General features: G+C 69.5%; 15 protein-coding genes and 2 pseudogenes. 4 read left to right on the top strand and 13 right to left on the bottom strand.

Annotation, left to right across the window (positions count from 1 at the left end; genetic code table 11):
* Positions 1 to 9: 9 nt before the first annotated feature.
* From ACFXJL_RS27740 to ACFXJL_RS27680, 13 genes and pseudogenes are all read right to left on the bottom strand, one after another.
* Complete coding sequence (locus ACFXJL_RS27740) at positions 10 to 279, bottom strand: GlsB/YeaQ/YmgE family stress response membrane protein (protein ID WP_358880926.1); 270 nt, start codon at positions 277 to 279, stop codon at positions 10 to 12.
* A gap of 263 nt (positions 280 to 542) precedes the next feature.
* Complete coding sequence (locus ACFXJL_RS27735; RefSeq protein ID WP_384631844.1) at positions 543 to 935, bottom strand: YccF domain-containing protein; 393 nt, start codon at positions 933 to 935, stop codon at positions 543 to 545.
* Positions 936 to 937: 2 nt separating this feature from the next.
* The gene (htpX, locus tag ACFXJL_RS27730; RefSeq protein WP_329022094.1) at positions 938 to 1,792 is read right to left on the bottom strand and encodes a zinc metalloprotease HtpX; all 855 of its coding nucleotides are present in this window, start codon (positions 1,790 to 1,792) and stop codon (positions 938 to 940) included.
* A gap of 156 nt (positions 1,793 to 1,948) precedes the next feature.
* The gene (locus ACFXJL_RS27725) at positions 1,949 to 3,742 is read right to left on the bottom strand and encodes an NADH-quinone oxidoreductase subunit N (RefSeq protein WP_384696861.1); all 1,794 of its coding nucleotides are present in this window, start codon (positions 3,740 to 3,742) and stop codon (positions 1,949 to 1,951) included.
* Positions 3,673 to 5,253 (bottom strand): NADH-quinone oxidoreductase subunit M, encoded by a 1,581-nt coding sequence (locus ACFXJL_RS27720; RefSeq protein ID WP_358880923.1) that lies wholly within the window; start codon positions 5,251 to 5,253, stop codon positions 3,673 to 3,675. Before ACFXJL_RS27720 ends, ACFXJL_RS27725 begins: the two co-directional genes overlap by 70 nt.
* A 3-nt stretch (positions 5,254 to 5,256) precedes the next feature.
* A complete protein-coding gene (locus tag ACFXJL_RS27715) occupies positions 5,257 to 7,257 on the bottom strand; it encodes an NADH-quinone oxidoreductase subunit L (protein ID WP_384696858.1) in 2,001 nt (666 codons plus the stop codon).
* Positions 7,254 to 7,634, bottom strand: a complete 381-nt coding sequence (gene nuoK, locus ACFXJL_RS27710; RefSeq protein WP_329022084.1) for an NADH-quinone oxidoreductase subunit NuoK — start codon at positions 7,632 to 7,634, stop codon at positions 7,254 to 7,256. Before nuoK ends, ACFXJL_RS27715 begins: the two co-directional genes overlap by 4 nt.
* On the bottom strand, positions 7,634 to 8,542 hold the full coding sequence (locus ACFXJL_RS27705; RefSeq protein WP_384696855.1) for an NADH-quinone oxidoreductase subunit J: 909 nt from the start codon (positions 8,540 to 8,542) through the stop codon (positions 7,634 to 7,636). The genes nuoK and ACFXJL_RS27705 overlap by 1 nt, the downstream gene beginning before the upstream one ends.
* A 460-nt stretch (positions 8,543 to 9,002) precedes the next feature.
* Positions 9,003 to 9,537, bottom strand: a pseudogene (locus tag ACFXJL_RS27700) (NuoI/complex I 23 kDa subunit family protein); the annotation flags it as partial.
* Between the two features lie 2 nt (positions 9,538 to 9,539).
* Entirely contained in the window at positions 9,540 to 10,505 is a 966-nt protein-coding gene (locus ACFXJL_RS27695; RefSeq protein WP_358880921.1) for a complex I subunit 1 family protein, read from the bottom strand.
* Positions 10,502 to 11,899, bottom strand: a complete 1,398-nt coding sequence (locus ACFXJL_RS27690) for an NADH-quinone oxidoreductase subunit C (protein ID WP_384696851.1) — start codon at positions 11,897 to 11,899, stop codon at positions 10,502 to 10,504. The genes ACFXJL_RS27695 and ACFXJL_RS27690 overlap by 4 nt, the downstream gene beginning before the upstream one ends.
* Entirely contained in the window at positions 11,896 to 12,654 is a 759-nt protein-coding gene (locus ACFXJL_RS27685) for an NADH-quinone oxidoreductase subunit B (RefSeq protein ID WP_384696848.1), read from the bottom strand. Before ACFXJL_RS27685 ends, ACFXJL_RS27690 begins: the two co-directional genes overlap by 4 nt.
* Positions 12,624 to 13,022, bottom strand: coding sequence for an NADH-quinone oxidoreductase subunit A (locus ACFXJL_RS27680; protein ID WP_358880918.1), 399 nt, complete (start codon positions 13,020 to 13,022; stop codon positions 12,624 to 12,626). Before ACFXJL_RS27680 ends, ACFXJL_RS27685 begins: the two co-directional genes overlap by 31 nt.
* 240 nt (positions 13,023 to 13,262) lie before the next feature.
* Here ACFXJL_RS27680 and ACFXJL_RS27675 point away from each other — a divergent pair, with 240 nt between their 5' ends.
* The 4 genes and pseudogenes from ACFXJL_RS27675 to ACFXJL_RS27660 all read left to right on the top strand — a co-directional run.
* Positions 13,263 to 14,465, top strand: a complete 1,203-nt coding sequence (locus tag ACFXJL_RS27675; RefSeq protein WP_358880917.1) for a sensor domain-containing protein — start codon at positions 13,263 to 13,265, stop codon at positions 14,463 to 14,465.
* A gap of 440 nt (positions 14,466 to 14,905) precedes the next feature.
* Entirely contained in the window at positions 14,906 to 16,249 is a 1,344-nt protein-coding gene (locus ACFXJL_RS27670; RefSeq protein ID WP_384696982.1) for a sensor histidine kinase, read from the top strand.
* Positions 16,250 to 16,655: 406 nt separating this feature from the next.
* Positions 16,656 to 17,315 (top strand): response regulator transcription factor, encoded by a 660-nt coding sequence (locus tag ACFXJL_RS27665; RefSeq protein WP_329027715.1) that lies wholly within the window; start codon positions 16,656 to 16,658, stop codon positions 17,313 to 17,315.
* 296 nt (positions 17,316 to 17,611) lie between these two features.
* Positions 17,612 to 17,815: pseudogene (locus ACFXJL_RS27660) on the top strand (2-oxoglutarate ferredoxin oxidoreductase subunit alpha); the annotation flags it as partial.

Genomic DNA, 17,815 nt, shown 5'->3' with positions numbered 1-17,815 from the left:
GTCCAGGGGTCAGCGTGAGCGCGAGTGGCCGAAGAATATGCGGTAGACGACGAGCAGCACCAAGGAGCCTCCGATGGCTGCGGCCCAGGTGGCGCCGTCGTAGAACTCATTGGTGATCGGCCGGTCGAGGAAGCGGGCGGAGATCCAGCCGCCGACGAAGGCTCCGATGACGCCGATGATCGTGGTGCCGATGAGTCCGCCCGGGTCGCGCCCGGGGAGCAGGATCTTGGCGATGATCCCGGCCAACAGCCCGAGAACGATCCAGCTGATGATGCTCATGCCCTGAACCTGCCTTCCCTGCGGAATTCGTCGCTCACGCGATCCATAGGTCGTTTTGAGTGGTTCACCATGAGACGCGAATCTTGTACCCGATGGTTGCGATCTCGGCGGATGAGCCGATGTGATCTTCGCTGGGCCATCGTGGATCACTCGCACTCCGGTCTTTCGATGGACGTCTGCCCAGCTCAGGACCGATCATCCAGGGAGTCACCAGGTTGCAAGGCAGGCACCCGCGGCTGTTCCGGGTGGGCGACGCGCTGTGGTCAGCGAGTGGCGAAGGGCTGGTCCGTCGGCACGATCTCCTTGCCCAGGGGCAGGAGGGATACCGGGATCAACTTGAAGTTGGCGATGCCCAGTGGGATGCCGATGATCGTCAGGCAGAGGGCTATGCCGGTCACGATGTGCCCCAGGGCGAGCCACCAGCCGGCGAGGACCAGCCAGAGCACGTTGCCGACGCACGAGGGTGCCCCGGCGTCACGTCGGTCCACGACCGTGTAGCCGAACGGCCAGAGGGCGTAGATCCCGATGCGGAAGGCGGCCATACCGAACGGGATGCCGATGATCGTGATGCACAGCAGCGCACCGGCGAGGAGGTAGCCGAGGAACATCCAGAAGCCGCACAGGATGAGCCAGATCACATTCAGGATTGTCTTCATGGTCAGCGACCTGCCATCTGTTCTAGTCGGGCGATCCGCTCCGCCATGGGCGGGTGGGTCGAGAACATCTTGGTCAGGCTCCTGCCCGGCCGGAACGGGTTCGCAATCATCATGTGGCTCGCCGTCTCCAGACGCGGCTCCGGAGGCAGCGGAAGCTGTTTGGTGCCGGCGTCGAGCTTGCGCAGTGCGCTCGCCAGGGCCAGCGGGTCACCGGTCAGCTGAGCGCCGGAGGCATCCGCCTCGTACTCGCGGGAGCGGCTGACGGCGAGCTGGATGATGGAGGCGGCGATCGGCCCCAGGATCATGATCAACAGCATTCCCGCGAGCCCTGGGCCGTCGTCGTCGGAGCGGCCCACCGGGATCAGCCAGGCGAAGTTCGCCAGGAACATCACGACGGAGGCGAGCGCACCGGCGACCGAGGAGATCAGGATGTCCCGGTTGTAGACATGGCTCAGCTCATGGCCGATGACTCCGCGCAGCTCCCGCTCGTCCAGGATGTGCAGGATGCCTTCCGTACAGCAGACCGCCGCGTTGCGCGGGTTGCGGCCGGTGGCGAAGGCATTCGGGGCCTGGGTGGGCGAGATGTAGAGCCGTGGCATGGGCTGGCGGGCGGCGGTCGAGAGCTCACGGACGATGCGGTAGAGCGCAGGCGCCTCGAACTCGCTCACGGGGCGTGCCCGCATGGCCCGCAGGGCTAGCTTGTCGCTGTTCCAGTAGGCATAGGCGTTGGTGCCGAGCGCCACGGCGAGCGCGACGAGCAGTCCCGTACGTCCGAAGAAGCTACCGAAGGCGATGATGAGTGCGGACAGTCCCCCGAGGAGTACGGCGGTTTTCAGCCCGTTGTGCCGGCGGTGCACGGTAGGCCCTCCAGGTGGTGCGGCAGGGGAACCCTTGTGATGGTGCTGTGGTGGTGCTCCACTCTCCAGTGGACCCTTCTGTACTGGTCAACGCCAGGCGAAGGGCCCTAGTTCCCTGGTGGGGCTAGGCCGCGGGCTGAGCCGTACGGGTGAAGGTCAGAACAGGCTGGTGGCCGCGAACCGCAGGACGAGCTGGGGGTAGCCGGAGAGGGCCACGCCCACGGCGGCCGTCAGGGCGATCGCCAGGGTGACCGCCCTGGGCGTGCGTCGCAGTGCGAGACGTCCGCGGCCCGTGTCCATCGCGGATGCCGAATCGGATGCCGACTCAGGCGCTGCCTCAGGCGCTGCCTCGGGGGTGCGGAAGAGGATCGCCGTCCACCGAAGGTAGTAGTAGAGGGCGATCACCACATTGATGGCCATGACCACGGCGAGCCAGCCGAGCCCCGCGTCGACGGCCGAGGAGAAGACGGTCACCTTGGCGAAGAGGCCGATGATGCCCGGAGGCAGGCCGGCGAGGCAGAGCAGGAAGAAGCCCATCGCGAGGGCGGCGAGCGGGCGGGTGGAGTAGAGGCCGCGGTAATCGGAGATCCGGTTCAGCGGATGGGTGCGCGAGACCAGCGCGGCCACCGCGAACGCACCGAGGTTGACCGCCGCGTACATCAGGGCGTACGCCACGGTGGCGCCGATCTGGTCGTCACTGGAGTACGCGGCTGCCGCGATCGGGACCAGGATGTAGCCGGCCTGACCGACGGATGACCAGGCCAGCAGGCGTACGGCACTCCAGGGGCGGTCCGCGGACTGGCGCAGTGCGGCCACATTGCCCGCGGTCATGGTGAGTGCGGCCAGTACGGCGATGGCGGGGCCCCAGACGTCGGCGTATCCGGGGAACGCGATGACGGTCACGAGGATGAGGCCGGAGAATCCGACCGCCTTGCCGACGACGGACAGATAGGCCGCGATGGGCAGCGGTGCGCCCACATAGGTGTCCGGGACCCAGAAGTGGAACGGGACGGCCGCCGTCTTGAAGGCGAAACCGATCAGGGTGAGGGCGACGCCGGTCTTCGCGAGGGTGTCCAGCTGTCCGGAGACCTCGCCGATCCGGGTGGCGATCTCGGTGAGGTGGAGGCTGCCGGTGGTGCCGTAGACGAAGCTCACGCCGAGGAGGGAGACGGCCGTGGCGGTGACCGACGAGAGGAAGAACTTCAGTGCCGCCTCGCTGGAGCGACGGTCTCCCCGCTTGAGGCCGACGAGCGCGAAGGCGGGCAGGGAGGCCACTTCCAGGGCCACGATGAGCGTGGCCAGGTCCCGGGAGGCGGGCAGCAGCGCGGCTCCGGCAGCGGAGGCGAGCAGGAGGAACCAGAACTCGCCGGCGGGGAGATCTCGGCGGGTGTCGCTGAGGGCCAGGAGCGCGGTCAGCAGGGCGCCGCCGAGGACGAGGAGTTGGATCGCGAGCGTGAAGTGGTCCGCGACGTAGCTACAGGTGTCGGGAGCGGTGGTCAGACAGAACGTCTGCCGGTCACCGTCGCTCAGCGGCACCAGGGCGATGAGGGCCGCGATCAGGCCACCGATGGCACCGAGACCGAGCCAGCGCTTGTGGGCGGCCGGTACGAACAGGTCGGCGACCAGGACGGCCAGCGCCACCACGGCGGTGATGGTGGGCGGAGCGATGGCGACCCAGTCGACCGACTGGACGAGGTTCGGGACGTCCGCCGCGAGGGCGGTGACGTCGGGGAGCGACGCGCCGGACGCCGGGGTGCCGGAGTCCGCGGCCGGGCCGATCGCGCCCTGCGCTGCGGGTCCGGTGACCGGTGCTGTGAGCTCCTGGGCACCGGCGGGGCTGCTCGTGTCCATGGCGGCTGTGGAAGGGGCGATGGCCATGATCACGAGTTGCCTCCTGCGAGGAGCTTCTGCACGGCCGGGTCGGTGAGACCGAGGAGGACAGCGGGCCACAGTCCGGCCAGGACGGTGAGGGCGACCAGCGGGGACCAGGTGGCGAACTCGTAGCGCTGCACATCGGCGAAGGGCTCGGTCGCGTGCTTCTGCTGGATCGCCCCCATGCAGACGCGGCGCACCACGATCAGGAGGTAGGCGGCGGTCAGCAGGGTGCCGAACCCGCCGATCGCCATGAAGGTGAGGAAGGCGGGCCGGTTGAGGCCGTCCGCGGGGTCGAAGGCGCCGAACAGCGCGAGCATCTCGCCCCAGAACCCGGCGAGGCCGGGCAGGCCGAGCGAGGCGATGGCGGCGAAGGCGAGCAGTCCGCCGAGCCGGGGGGCGCGACCGTAGAGGGCGGCGCCGGTGGCTCCTGCGAGCGTGTCGAGGTCGGCCGTTCCGTAGCGGTCCTTGAGCGCTCCGACCAGGAAGAACAGCAGGCCGGTGATGAGTCCGTGGGCGATGTTCGCGAAGAGGGCCCCATTGACTCCGGTGGGGGTCATGGTCGCGATGCCGAGCAGGACGAAGCCCATGTGGCCGACGGAGGAGTACGCGATCAGTCGCTTGAGGTCGCCGCCCGCGCCTTCTTTGGCCAGCGCGAGACAGGCCAGGGAGCCGTAGATGATGCCGACGACCGCGAAGGCCGCGAGGTAGGGCGCGAAGGTCTGCATGCCGTCGGGTGCGATCGGCAGCACGATGCGGACGAACCCGTACGTGCCCATCTTCAGCAGGACGCCCGCCAGCAGGACCGAGCCGACGGTGGGGGCTGCGGTGTGGGCGTCGGGGAGCCAGCTGTGCAGGGGCCACATCGGGGTCTTCACTGCGAGCCCGATGCCGATCGCAAGAACGGCGATGAGCTGCGTGGACGCGGTGAGGCCCCGGCCGTTGTCAGTGGCGAGTGCCACCATGTCAAAGGTGCCGGCCTTCAGCCCGATCAGCAGCAGGCCGAGCAGCATGACCACGGAGCCGAGCAGGGTGTAAAGGATGAACTTCCAGGCGGCGGCTCGCCGTTCGCCACCGCCCCAGCGGGCGATGAGGAAGTACATCGGGATGAGGACCATCTCGAAGGCGAGGAAGAAGAGCACCAGGTCGAGGACGGCGAAGGTCGCCAGCGTCCCCGATTCAAGGACGAGCAGCAGGGCGACGAACGCCTTCGGCGAGGGGCCCGAGGGCATCTTGAAGTAGCTGTAGAGCGCGCAGAGGAAGGTCAGGAGCGCGGTGAGGACGACCAGGGGGAGGGAAATGCCGTCGACACCGAGGTGGATGCGCACGTCGAGTGCGGCGATCCAGCTGATGTCCGTCGTGGCCTGCATCCTCGACGGCTGGTCGTGGTCGAACCCGATGGTGAGGATGACGGCCGCGATCAGGACCGCACCGGTAACGGTGACGCCGTGGCGCAGGACCGCCTGGTCGGGGCTGGTTCCGCGCAGCCCGGGCGGGGCCGGCAGCAGCGCGGCGACGGCACCCAGGAGCGGCACGACGATGATGAACGCGAGAAGGAACTGCATCACGGACTCGCTGATATCGATCACGGCTCACGATCCCGCGTTGGCATGGGAGAGGACTACGGCGGCGATCACCAGGACGACGGAGCCCGCCAGCAGTGCGCTGAGGTAGGTCTGTACGTTGCCGGTCTGGGCGCGCCGGACGAGTTGGCCGAGCCAGTTGCTGCCCGTTGCGGCACCGCGCACATAGGTGTCGACGACCTCGCGGTCGAGGAAGCGGACCAGGTCGGCGCCTGCTTGGACGGGGCGCACGAACAGCACGTGGTAGACGGCGTCGAGGTGGAAGCCGGTGACCGCGTGGCGGTGTAGCGGGCCGAGCAGGATCCGACCGGGGTCGGTGGGGTCGGCGGCGCCCGCGATGTCCCCGAAGACGGGTGCGTGCGTGGCGATCGCCTCTGCTTCGGTGACCGCCGGGGACGCCTCCGGGTCCGCTGCCACCGCGCCCATGGGCGTGCGGGCGGCGAGAGGACGACGGCTGCGCCAGGCTGCGTAGGTGATCAGTCCGCCGATCAGGGAGACCCCGACGCCGAGGACTGCGGTGACGAGGGTGGGCGCCAGGCTGTGTCCGTCGAACCAGTCGTCGAAGTAGCCGTAGGTCAGCCCGAAGCCGAGGGAGGGGACTGCCAGGACCCAGAGCACCGCGGTCATGGAGAGGGGCTCGCGGCCGTGGTCAGGGACGTCGGCCCCCTTGCCGCGGAAGGCCAGCAGCCAGAGGCGGGCGGCGTAGGCGGCGGTGAGGAGGGCGGTGACCAGACCGGCGACCAGGACGGTCCAACCGGCGACGCCCGGTGCGGTGGTGGATTCGCGCAACGCCGTGTGCTCCGCGGCAACGAGGACGGCTTCCTTGGAGAAGAAGCCGGCGAAGGGCGGGATCGCGGCGAGGGCGAGGAGGGCGATGGTCATCGTCCAGTAGGTGTCCGGGATGCGCTTGGCGAGACCGCCCATCCGGGACATCGCTGCGAGCGAGTTGGTGCCGGCGGCGTGGATGACGACGCCTGCGGCGAGGAACAGCAGCGCCTTGAAGGCGCCGTGGGACAGGAGGTGGAACACGGCGGCCCCACGGTCGGCGACGGCGAGAGCGCCGGCCATGTAACCGAGTTGTCCGATGGTCGAGTAGGCGAGGACGCGCTTGATGTCGTCCTGGGCCAAGGCGGCGAGGGCCGAGCCGACCATGGTGATGGCGGCCATGACCGCGAGCACGGTGAGCGCGGCGGCGGAGGCTGCGAAGAGGGGTAGCAGTCGGGCCACGAAGTAGATGCCGGCCGCGACCATCGTCGCGGCATGGATCAGCGCGGAGACGGGGGTGGGGCCGGCCATGGCGTCCGGCAGCCAGGTGTGCAGCGGGAACTGGGCGGACTTGCCCGCGACGCCCGCCAGCAGCAGGAGGGCGATCAGCGTGGGGTGGTCGATGTTGCCCGCCGCGACCGCATCGAGGATTCCGGTGATCCGGAAGGTGCCGGCGTCGGTGGCCAGCGCGAACAGACCGATGAGGAAGGGGACGTCACCGAGCTTGGTGACCAGGAACGCCTTCAGGGAGGCGGCTCGCGCCTCGGGCGTCTCCCAGTAGTGGCCGACGAGGAAGTACGAGCAGATGCCCATGATCTCCCAGCCGACCAGGAGCACCATCAGATCGCCCGAGTAGACCACCAGGAGCATCGCGGCGGTGAACAGCGAGACCAGGGCCGCGTACGACGAGTAGCGCGGATCGTCACGGAGGTAGGCCGTGGAGTAGATCTGGACGCAGGAGGCGACGAGCCCGACGAGCACGGCGACCAGTGCGGCGAACCCGTCGATGTGCAGGGCCAGATCGATGGGGACCGAGCCGGTCGGCGTGAGCTGGGTGGCTGCGTCGAGCGTTTTGTCGCCGCCCTGGCGGACGGCGACGACGACGGCGAGTGCGGTCGCGACCAGCGGCGGCAGGACCGCCAGGGGGCGGATGAACCCGGGGGCGATCCGGCCGAGGAGCAGTCCGGCCACCGCGCCCAGGAAGGGGAGGAGGGGGACGAGGACGGCAAGGGTCGTGGTGGTCACGCGGTGGCCTCAGCCTTCTGCGCCGGGGAGGCCGTGTCAGGGGCGGCGGTCTCGTCGAGGTCGCCTTCGTGGCCCTCGGCGGTGTCGCGGAGGCGGTCGATGTCCGATGTGCCGCGGTTGCGGTAGACCATCAGGACGATCGACAGTCCGATGCCGATCTCGGCGGCGGCGATGGCGATGGTGAAGAGGGTGAGGGCCTGGCCGGCGTGGAGGGCATCGCGCAGCCAGACGTCGAAGGCGACCAGGTTCAGATTGACGGAGTTGAGCATCAGCTCAACGGACATCAGCACCAGGATCGCGTTGCGTCGGGCCAGTACGCCGTACAGGCCGACGCAGAAGAGGAGGGCCGCGAGGACGGCGGGATAGGCGAGGTGCATCAGCTCTCTCCCTCGGGTGCCTTCGCGGGTGCGCCGTCGGGCTGCGCGGAGGGGCCGGTGGCGTGCGAGGCGGGGCCTGCACCAGGGTTCGCGGCGGTGCCCTGACCCATGGCATCGGCCGACGGGCCCGGAGCGGTGGCTGACTGTGCGGTGGCTGACTGTGCGGCGGAGGCGGGACCTGCGGGCCGGGCGGCTGCCGTGGTGGTCCCGGGGGCGCCGGAGGCGTTTGAGCCGGCGGTCGGTGTGGCCGCCTTGGCCCTGCCGGCCGACCTGGCTGGGGTGCCCGCGGGGCCCGTACGGGGCCGCGCGGGGCTCTTCGGGGTGGGCTCCTGGTCCCGCTTGCGCGAGAGGACGATCGCACCGATGAGCGCGGCGAGGAGGAGCACCGAGAGCGCTTCGAAGGGCAGTACCCAGTGGCGGAAGAGGATTGAGCCGGTCACGGCAGTGGTCCCCTGTGGGGGCCCGTCCAGATCGATCCAGGTGGCGCGGAACGCATCGACGACGACCCAGACCAGCGCGACCGCCGCGGTCAGGGCGACACCCAGGGCGACAAGGCGGTTGCCGGAGTCGGCGTCCGGGGACCGGCCGATGGGCGCCTTGGTGAGCATCAGACCGAAGAGGAGGAGGACGACGACGGAACCGAGGTAGATCAGGACCTGCACCCAGGCGATGAACTCGGCCGTGAGGAGCAGGTACTCGACGGCGAGCCCGCCGAGCGTCACCACCAGCCACAGTGCGGCATGCACCAGTTGCTTCGTGGTGACGGTCATGACGGCCGCGCCGAGCGTGACCAGTCCGACGAGGAGGAAGGCGATCTCCACACCGGTCGGGGACAGGAAGCCTTGGGCTTCGGTCGCCTGGGCCGCTGTCAGGGCCTTGGCGGTCGCCGTGGTGGCGGTGAGCATCATCGCGGGCCTCCTGCGCCCTCGGGCGGGGTGGCGGGCCCGGGTCGCCCGTGATCGTTCGGGCCTTCGGAGTCGGGGTCACCAGACGAAGGACCGGAGGACGAAGGACCGGGAGCCGAAGGGTCAGGAGTCGAAGGACCGGAGGATGAAGGACCGGGAGTCGAAGTGCCGGAGGACGAGGGCCCGCGAGAGGAAGAATCGGCAGAGGCGCCGGAGGAGGAAGCGCCGTCGTCCTGGGTCTCGCCGGCTGCCGGGGCTGCCGGGGGCGCCGGCTTCTTCGGAGCTTCCGGAGTTGCCGGGGCTCCATCGGTGGCAGCCTTCTGTGCGCCCTTCGCCCCCGGACCCGGCTGCGCCGCCGAGTCCTGCGGTGCCGCTGCTGAATCCTGCTGTGCCGAGTCCTGCGGTGTCTCGGGGGCTGACTGGGCCGGCTGGGCTGGCTGGGCTGGCTGGGCTTCTTCTGCCCGGGCGGCCTCCTGGGCAGCGGCGAGCTTCTCAGCCGCCTTGCGGGCCGCCGCGATCTCCTTCGGCTCCTCGGCCCCGGGGTCGAGCGCGGGCGGTGCGGGGACCGTCCACATCCACTCGCGGAGCTTGTCCCGCTCATGCGTCAGTTCGCGGATGTCGGTCTCCGCGTACTCGAACTCCGGCGACCAGAACAGCGCGTCGAAGGGGCAGACCTCGATGCAGATCCCGCAGTACATGCAGAGCGAGAAGTCGATGGCGAACCGGTCGAGGACGTTGCGGCTGCGCTCGCGACCACCGGGCGTGGTGGCCGGAACCGTCTCCTTGTGGGAGTCGATGTAGATGCACCAGTCGGGGCATTCACGGGCGCAGAGCATGCAGACCGTGCAGTTCTCCTCGAACAGTCCGATCACACCGCGCGTACGCGGTGGGAGGTCGGGCTGAACCTCGGGGTACTGCGCGGTGACGGTCTTCTTCGTCATCGTGCGGAGGGTGACGGCAAGGCCCTTGGCGAGGCCGGAGCCGGGAATCGGCGCCATGACTAGATCACCACCTTCACGATGCCGGTGAGAGCGATCTGGGCGAGGGCGAGCGGGACGAGGGTGGTCCAGGCGAGGCGCTGGAGCTGGTCCTCCCGCATCCGGGGATAGCTCACCCTCAGCCAGATGACGATGAATGCGAGGACGGCGGTCTTGAGCAGGGTCCACACCCAGCCGAGTCCGTCCGCCCCCATCGGCCCGTGCCAGCCGCCGAGGAAGAGGACCGTGGTCAGACCGCAGAGGACGACGATGCCCGCGTACTCGGCCAGCAGGAAGAGCGCGAAACGCAGACCGGTGTACTCGGTGTAGGCGCCGAAGATGATCTCCGAGTCGGCGACGGGCATGTCGAAGGGCGGCCGTTGCAGTTCGGCGAGCCCCGCGACGAAGAAGACGATGGCGCCCACGATCTGCCAGGGCAGCCACCACCACTCGAAGGCGTCGAGGATGCCGGTCAGCGAGACGGTGCCCGCGGCCATGGCGACAGAGGCGGCGGTCAGCAGCATCGGCAGTTCGTAGGCCAGGAGCTGTGCCGCCGTACGCAATCCGCCGAGCAGGGAGAACTTGTTGGCTGAAGCCCAGCCGGCCATCAGGGAGCCGAGGACTCCGACACCCATGACCGCCATGACGAAGAAGATGCCCGCGTCGATGACCTGGCCGACGGCCCCTTCGCCCGGGCCGATCGGAATGGCCAGCAGGACGAGGAGGTACGGCAGCAGGGCGACGGCGGGGGCGAGCTGGAAGATCCGTCGATCGGCACCGGCCGGAACGATGTCTTCCTTCTGGGCGAACTTCACCCCGTCCGCAACGAGCTGGGCCCAGCCGTGGAAACCACCCGCGTACATGGGACCGAGACGGCCCTGCATGTGCGCCATCACCTTGTGTTCGGTCTGCCCGATGACGAGCGGGAACACCATGAACACGGCGAAGACGATGAGCAGTCGGACGGCGACGTCGAGAGCGTCGTTCACTCGGGGTCGCCTCCGGGATCTGTGGTGTCGTCGGGCTGCTGAGGGCGGGGCTCGTCGTTCTGGCCGGGTTTCTCAGTCGGGCCCGCTGTGCTTCCGGTGGCGCTGTCCGGGCCGGCCCCTTCCTGCGGTGGGCCGGACTTCGTGGCGGCCTCGTCCGTACCCGGGGCCGCGCCGGTGCCTTGGGCCCTGTCTGCCGAGCCGGTGCCTTGGGCCCTGTCTGCCGAGCCGGTCGCGCTGGTGGCCTGGGAAGAGTCGAACGCCGGACGGGCGTGGTGCCAGGGTGCGTCCGCGTTTCGAGCGGCCGGGGTGCTCCCCCGCTCCGGCGTGGAGCCTGCCGCAGCCTCGGCGGTGCCGGCCGACGGGGCGGGCGCGTCGGTGGCGGGTCCATGGGTGGCGGGCGCGTCAGTGGCGGGCGCGTCGGTGGACGGTGCTGCCGGCGCGGACCTACCCGCGCAGGCTGCCGCGTCCCCCGCCGGCGCAGACCTAGCAGCGCCAGTCGCCGCGTCCCTCGCTGGCCTGGTCCGGCTTGTGCCGGCTGTCGCGTCGGGCCGTTGAGCGGCCTGGCTCGCAGACCCCTCGCCGACACTCCTGGAGCGTCGGGCCGGAGCTGCCGTGCCCTCCGCGCCGGCTGCTTGGCTCGTCGAGCCCTCCCCCACCGTGCGAGCGCGACGGGCCGGGCGTTCCCCGGCCGCGGCGCCCGCAGCTCGTGGCGCCCGCGCCGGCCGGGCCGGTGCGGGCGGCAGCTGGCCCTTGAGCGGGCCCCACTCATTGGGGTCGGGCACGCCGGGCGGAAGCATCTGCCGCCGCTTGGGCCCCCCGTGCTCGGACTCGCCCGGTTCCTTGGCCCCGGGCCATGCCTTGGCGACCCGGGCGGCGAGGACGAAGTCCTTGCGCAGCGGATGGCCTTCGAACCCTTCGGGCAGCAACAACGGCACCAGGTGAGGGTGGTCGGTGAACTCCACGCCGAACATCTCGTGGGTCTCGCGCTCGTGCCAGTCCGCCCCCGCGTACACCTCACGGGCGGTGGGAAGGACCGGTGCGTCATGCGGAACGGTCGTGCGGAGCATCAGCCTGCGCACCTGGATCCCACCCGGGGATCCATGCGCGGGCGGAGCCTTCACCTCGGCCCCGGGTGCGCCGGATTCGTCCGCCGCCGGCGGCGGGCCGCCGAGCGCCACCACGTGTGCGCAGACGCGGAAGCCGGTACCGGGTTCGTCCACCGCACTCAACCAGTCGAAGTAGCTACAGCCGAGTTGGTCGCGGGCGATCTCCAGGGCCGCGATCCACGAGGCCGGAGGTACGTCGACGGTCAGGAGGTCGTAGGCGGATTCGGCGGTGGCGTTCGGGCCGAAGAGTTCCGCGACATCGTCCGGCAGGCGGTCGTACCCGGTCACTGGGCACCCCCGGTCGAGCCCGTGGCCCCGTCCGTTCCGGTCGTACCTGTGGTGCCGGGAGTCTCGGTTCCGGCCGTACCAGTGGTGCCGGTGCCAGTATCGGTATCAGTGCCGGGGCCGGTGCCGGTATCAGTGCCAGCGTCGGTTCCGGCTGCGGGCACCGGGGGCGCGGGCACGAGCCCGCTGCGCAGTGCGGCGGTCGAAGCCTGAGCGCCCGACCCCGTGCCGTAGCGCTCGCCCAGCGACTCCCGGGCGATCTTCTCCTGGAGTTTGAGGATTCCCTGGAGCAGCGCTTCCGGCCGCGGCGGGCAGCCGGGCACATAGACGTCGACCGGGATGATCTGGTCGACGCCCTTGGTCACCGAGTACGAGTCCCAGTAGGGGCCGCCGCAGTTGGAGCAGGCGCCGAAGGAGATGACGTACTTGGGTTCGGGCATCTGCTCGTAGAGCCGCTTGACCGCGGGTGCCATCTTGTCGGTGACCGTGCCGGAGACGATCATCAGATCCGCCTGGCGCGGACCCGGTGCGAACGGGATGACCCCGAGCCGGATGAAGTCATGGCGGGCCATCGAAGCCGCGATGAACTCGATGGCGCAGCAGGCGAGCCCGAAGTTGAAGACCCACAGGCTGTAGCGGCGCCCCCAGTTGAGGACGACCTTCATGGGCTCGGGGGCCAGCCGGGAGAGGATGCCGAGCCGGCGCGGCTCGGGAAGCGACTCCGGGATCACGTCCATGTCAGGACGCCCTTCTTCCATGCGTAGAGCAGTCCCACGGCCAGGAAGCCGAGGAAGATGAACATCTCCACGAGCGTCGTCGCGCCGTACCCCGGGGCGGCGAAGATCGTGGCCCAGGGGAAGAGGAAGATCGAGTCGACGGCGAAGATGACGTACAGGAACGCATAGACGTAGTAGCGGACCTGGGTGTGCGCCCAACCTTCGCCGACGGGGTCGACGCCGCACTCGTACGTCATGAGTTTCTCGGGGGTGGGCACGACCGGTCGCAGCAGCCGTCCGGCACCGAAGGCCACCGCCACGAACAGCACGCCGACGAGGGCGAGCAGCCCGACGACCGAGTAGCTCTCGTAGTAACTGGCTGCGAGCGTGGTCACGGTCGGTTCCGTCACGTCCGCTCCTCGCTCCCTGGCCTCATGGGCCTCGTCCGCCTAGTCGACCTTCGAAGGCCGCGTGTACTGCCGCGACGCCTTGGAATCGTCGACGAGCCGTGTGGTGTACGCACGGGAGTCTAGGCCCTGCCAAACGGACCCCAAGCAGTCACGCCCCGTGGTAGGTGGGGTTATCCCCACCTACGTCCCACCCGGGCAACCCCATGGCGCCGGCCCATCCGGCCAGGCAGGCTGACACGTATGACCGTGAGCAGCACCGCTTCCTCCATCGCCCCGCGCACGCAGACCGACGATCAGTTGCCGCCCGTGGGCTTCGCCTTCCCTCTCCACACGTGGAAGGAGATCGCCCATCTCCTGCTCAACCTACCGGCGGCGATCATCGGATTTGTTTATGTGTCGTTCACAATCTTTCTGGGTGCGGGATTGTCGGTGACGGTGGTCGGACTGCCGTTCCTCGCCCTTGCGCTGGCCGGGGCCCGGTTGATCGGCAAGTTCGAGCGCGCCCGGGCCCGGATGTTCCTCGGGGTGCAGGTCGAGGAGCCGAGTTCACTGAGCGGGGCGCATCGCGGGGAGGGGATGTTGGCATGGCTGTGGATCAGTTTGAAGGACCCGGTCGCCTGGCGGACGGTGCTGTTCTCCTCGATCCGGCTGCCTTGGGGCGTGGTCACCTTCACGGTCGCCCTCGTCGGTCTCTTCGTCCTCTGGCCGGTGCTGCCCTATATAGCGCGGGGGCTGACCCTCGCTGACCGGGCCATGGTCCGCGGTCTGTTGTCGCCGTCCGATGAGCTGGAGCGCCGGATCGCGGAGTTGGAGTCGGACCGGGGGGTGGTCGTGGACACCGCCGCAGCCGATCTGCGACGCATCGAACGCGACCTCCACGACGGCGCCCAAGCCCGCCTCGTCGCCCTCGCCATGGACCTCGGACTCGCCAAGGAGAAACTCCTCGAAGACCCCGACGCAGCCGCCGCCATGGTCGACGAAGCCCACGGCGAAGTGAAAATCGCCCTCCAAGAACTCCGCGACCTCGCCCGAGGCATCCACCCCGCCGTCCTCACCGACCGCGGACTCGACGCCGCACTCTCCTCCGTCGCCTCCCGCTGCACGGCCCCGGTGAAGGTGTCCGTGGAACTCGTCGACCGTCCTGCGGCGGCGATCGAGGGCATCGCCTACTTCACCGTCTCCGAACTCCTCCAGAACATCAGCAAGCACGCCCAGGCCCGCCAGGCGGCGGTGGACGTCTGGCAGTCGGCCGACCGACTGCTGATCCAGGTCAGCGACGACGGCCGGGGCGGGGCCCGCTTGGACGGCGGTACGGGGTTGGCCGGGCTGGCCGAACGGCTGAACGCGGTGGACGGGTTGTTCATCGTGGACTCGCCGGCCGGTGGGGGAACGAACGTGACGGTGGAGATCCCCTGGCGCGTCCGTACGACACCACAGCGGTGATCGCCCGCACCCGTGCTCGCCGTCGCACCGGCACTCGCACCCGCACCCGCACCCGCACCCGCTAGGCATGTCATCACGAGGCCGAGGGGGTGGCCCACCAGTCCAGCGGGCCGGCGTCCGGGGCGGATGCACCACTTCCGCACTGACTCGCACCGACCCATACCGACTCACAGCGGCTCACAGCGAGCTTGGTACGGGACAGGGCAGCGTCGACCAACGGCGCGCAGGCCACGCCCGTACCGCCGCCGGCCGCCCGGCGCACTCCGGCGAGTTCCACGGCGCACTCCGGGAGGGTCTTCGGGCACGGAGGCAAAACCGCACCACACCGCATGGTGGGGAAAACCCCCGGGTCAAGAGGGCAACCGTCCTCATGGTCTGCGGCCCCCGGCCCCAGCACCCTTGATGTCATGACAGCCCGCAGCGCAGAACGGATGACGCCCATGGCCACCGACTTCCGACCGGAACGACGGGACCGGCACGAGCACGACCGGAACTCCATCGTCCCCTCGGCCCTGCGGGCCCCGTTCGAGCGCCGCACCTGGCGCGAGTACGGCTACCACCTGCTGAGCCTGCCGATCAGCGCCCTCCTCTTCGTCTTCGCGATCACCACCCTCTCGCTGGGCGCGGGACTGCTGGTGACGTTCATCGGGATTCCGGTGCTGGCCGCCGCGCTGGCCGGCTGCCGCGGCTTCGGGGCGCTGGAGCGCAGCCGGGCTCGGGCACTGCTGCACCATGACGTGGCCGCCCCCGAACCGCTGCGCCCCCGGTCCAACGGAATGCTGGCCTGGGTCGGCGCGGTCCTCAAGAGCGGCGCATCCTGGCGGAACCTGCTCTACGCGGTGCTGCACTTCCCGTGGGCCCTGATCTCGTTCATCGTGCTCACCACGTTCTGGATCACCGGCTGGACACTGCTGCTGTACCCGCTGTGGCAGTGGACCCTGCCCACGTTCGGGGACCAGCCCGGAATCCAGCTCTACGGTGATGGCTCAGGCTCCGAGGAGCGGAGTCTGTTCCTCGACACCCCGCTGGAGATCGCCATGGCCTCGGGGACGGGGCTTGCGGTCGTCCTGGTCTCGGCGTGGATGATCCGCGGCTTCTCCTATGTGGACCGGGTGATGGTCAGCGGGTTGCTGGGCCCCTCATCGCTGGCGACCAGGGTGGTGGAGTTGGAGTCGGACCGGGGGGTGGTCGTGGACACCGCCGCAGCCGATCTGCGACGCATCGAACGCGACCTCCACGACGGCGCCCAAGCCCGCCTCGTCGCCCTCGCCATGGACCTCGGACTCGCCAAGGAAAAACTCCTCGAAGACCCCGACGCAGCCGCCGCCATGGTCGACGAAGCCCACGGCGAAGTGAAAATCGCCCTCCAAGAACTCCGCGACCTCGCCCGAGGCATCCACCCCGCAGTCCTCACCGACCGCGGACTCGACGCCGCACTCTCCTCCGTCGCCTCCCGCTGCACGGTGCCCGTGGCCGTGGATGTGGATCTTGCGGAGCGCCCCGCGGCTGCGATCGAGGGCATCGCCTACTTCACCGTCTCCGAACTCCTCCAGAACATCAGCAAGCACGCCCAGGCCAGTCGGGCCTCGGTGGATGTCTGGCAGTCACAGGGGCGCCTCATGCTCCAGGTCAGCGACGACGGCAGGGGCGGTGCGAACGCCTCCACGGGCAGCGGCCTGGCCGGGCTGGCCGAACGACTGGATGCCGTCGACGGCATCCTGGCCGTCGACTCGCCCGTGGGCGGGCCGACCAGGGTGACGGCGGAGCTGCCCTGGCGCCGCTGATCCGATCGACCCACCGGCCTGCCCCTCGTCCCGACTCCGGGTCGCGGGGCATTCCGACGGCCCTCGTCAGCCCCGTCCGCCCCACCCGCGCTGCCCTTGCGGCACGGTCCAGCCCGCACCGCTTCTGCTGGACGCGTCACCGACCGGGAATCGTCGCAACCGTCCAGGTCACCCATTCGCGCCGCTGCTGGCGTGTCCGGTGGAATCCCCGGTCGCCCGGGGCCGGCGCATCGAATGCGCTGGCGTCGAGACAGGAGGCCACTACACCTCCCTGAGCCCCCGAATCCCCTCGATCCCCCGTCATCACCGCTGTCCAGGACCGCACTGAGGTCCGGATACTGGGATGCTGATGCATACAGGGCGGGATACGGATCGACATGGGGGATACAGGGACGTGAGTGACAGAGTGCGTGTCGTCATCGCCGAGGACTCGGTGCTGTTGCGCGAGGGGCTCACCCGGCTGCTGACCGATCGCGGGCACGATGTGGTCGCCGGGGTCGGTGACGGGGAGGCGCTGGTCAAGACGATCGGCGAGCTGGCCGCACAGAACGCACTGCCCGATGTGGTGGTCGCCGACGTCCGGATGCCGCCGACGCACACGGACGAAGGCGTACGGGCCGCGGTACGGCTGCGCAAGGTCCACCCCGACCTCGGGGTGCTGGTGCTGTCCCAGTATGTGGAGGAGCAGTACGCCACCGAGTTGCTGGCGGGCAGCAGTCGCGGGGTGGGCTATCTCCTCAAGGACCGGGTGGCCGAGGTCCGGGAGTTCGTGGACGCCGTGGTGCGGGTGGCGCGCGGTGGTACCGCCCTGGACCCGGAGGTCGTCGCCCAGCTACTGGGCCGCAGCCGCAAGCAGGACGTACTGGCCAACCTCACCCCGCGCGAGCGGGAGGTCCTCAGCCTGATGGCCGAGGGGCGGACGAACTCGGCGGTCGCCCGGCAGCTCGTGGTGAGTGACGGGGCCGTCGAGAAGCACGTCAGCAACATCTTCCTGAAGCTGGGGCTCTCGCCGAGTGACGGGGATCACCGACGGGTGCTGGCCGTCCTGACCTATTTGAGGTCCTAGTGCCCGGTTTGAGGTCCTAGTGCTCGGGTCGGAGATGCGCCGAGAGCAGGCGCTGACGCCATACCAGATGGCCGAACGGGCGTCGGTCCTAGAACCAAAGGATGAGCAGGGAGCGTCTCGGCTGTACTGCCGGAACGGCCCGGCAATATATACCAAACTATGACATTAGGGCGTCTCAATTTGACGTCCAGCATATGAGCGGTAAGGGGAAGGGCACCCTTACCCACGTAGGGTGGCACGGGACGGCCGGTGGGACGGTCGGACCGAACAGCCGCCTCAAAGGGAGGTCCAGTTCAGTGACCAGCCAGGTCAGTAGCCCAGCCGAGCACGCCGACGAGGCCGATAACACGGCCGAGGCGCTCGTGGGCGGACAACGATCGTCCGCAGCCCCCACCGGAGAGGTCACCAAGGAGGTTCGCCGGTTGGATCGGGTGGTGATCCGGTTTGCTGGTGACTCGGGTGATGGGATGCAGCTTACGGGTGACCGGTTTACGTCGGAG

It is taken from the genome of Streptomyces sp. NPDC059256, assembly GCF_042753785.1.
GTDB lineage: Bacteria > Actinomycetota > Actinomycetes > Streptomycetales > Streptomycetaceae > Streptomyces.
The sequence above is the reverse complement of the archived record's forward strand: the minus strand, read 5'-3'. Positions and strand labels throughout refer to the sequence as shown.

Excerpts from the sequence above, each read along its gene's own strand:
- ACFXJL_RS27740 (WP_358880926.1), bottom strand. The coding sequence starts at position 279 with ATGAGCATCATCAGCTGGATCGTTCTCGGGCTGTTGGCCGGGATCATC.
- ACFXJL_RS27675 (WP_358880917.1), top strand. The coding sequence starts at position 13,263 with ATGACCGTGAGCAGCACCGCTTCCTCCATCGCCCCGCGCACGCAGACC.
- nuoK (WP_329022084.1), bottom strand. The coding sequence starts at position 7,634 with ATGCACCTCGCCTATCCCGCCGTCCTCGCGGCCCTCCTCTTCTGCGTC.
- ACFXJL_RS27705 (WP_384696855.1), bottom strand. The coding sequence starts at position 8,542 with ATGATGCTCACCGCCACCACGGCGACCGCCAAGGCCCTGACAGCGGCC.
- ACFXJL_RS27735 (WP_384631844.1), bottom strand. The coding sequence starts at position 935 with ATGAAGACAATCCTGAATGTGATCTGGCTCATCCTGTGCGGCTTCTGG.
- ACFXJL_RS27685 (WP_384696848.1), bottom strand. The coding sequence starts at position 12,654 with ATGGAAGAAGGGCGTCCTGACATGGACGTGATCCCGGAGTCGCTTCCC.
- ACFXJL_RS27670 (WP_384696982.1), top strand. The coding sequence starts at position 14,906 with ATGGCCACCGACTTCCGACCGGAACGACGGGACCGGCACGAGCACGAC.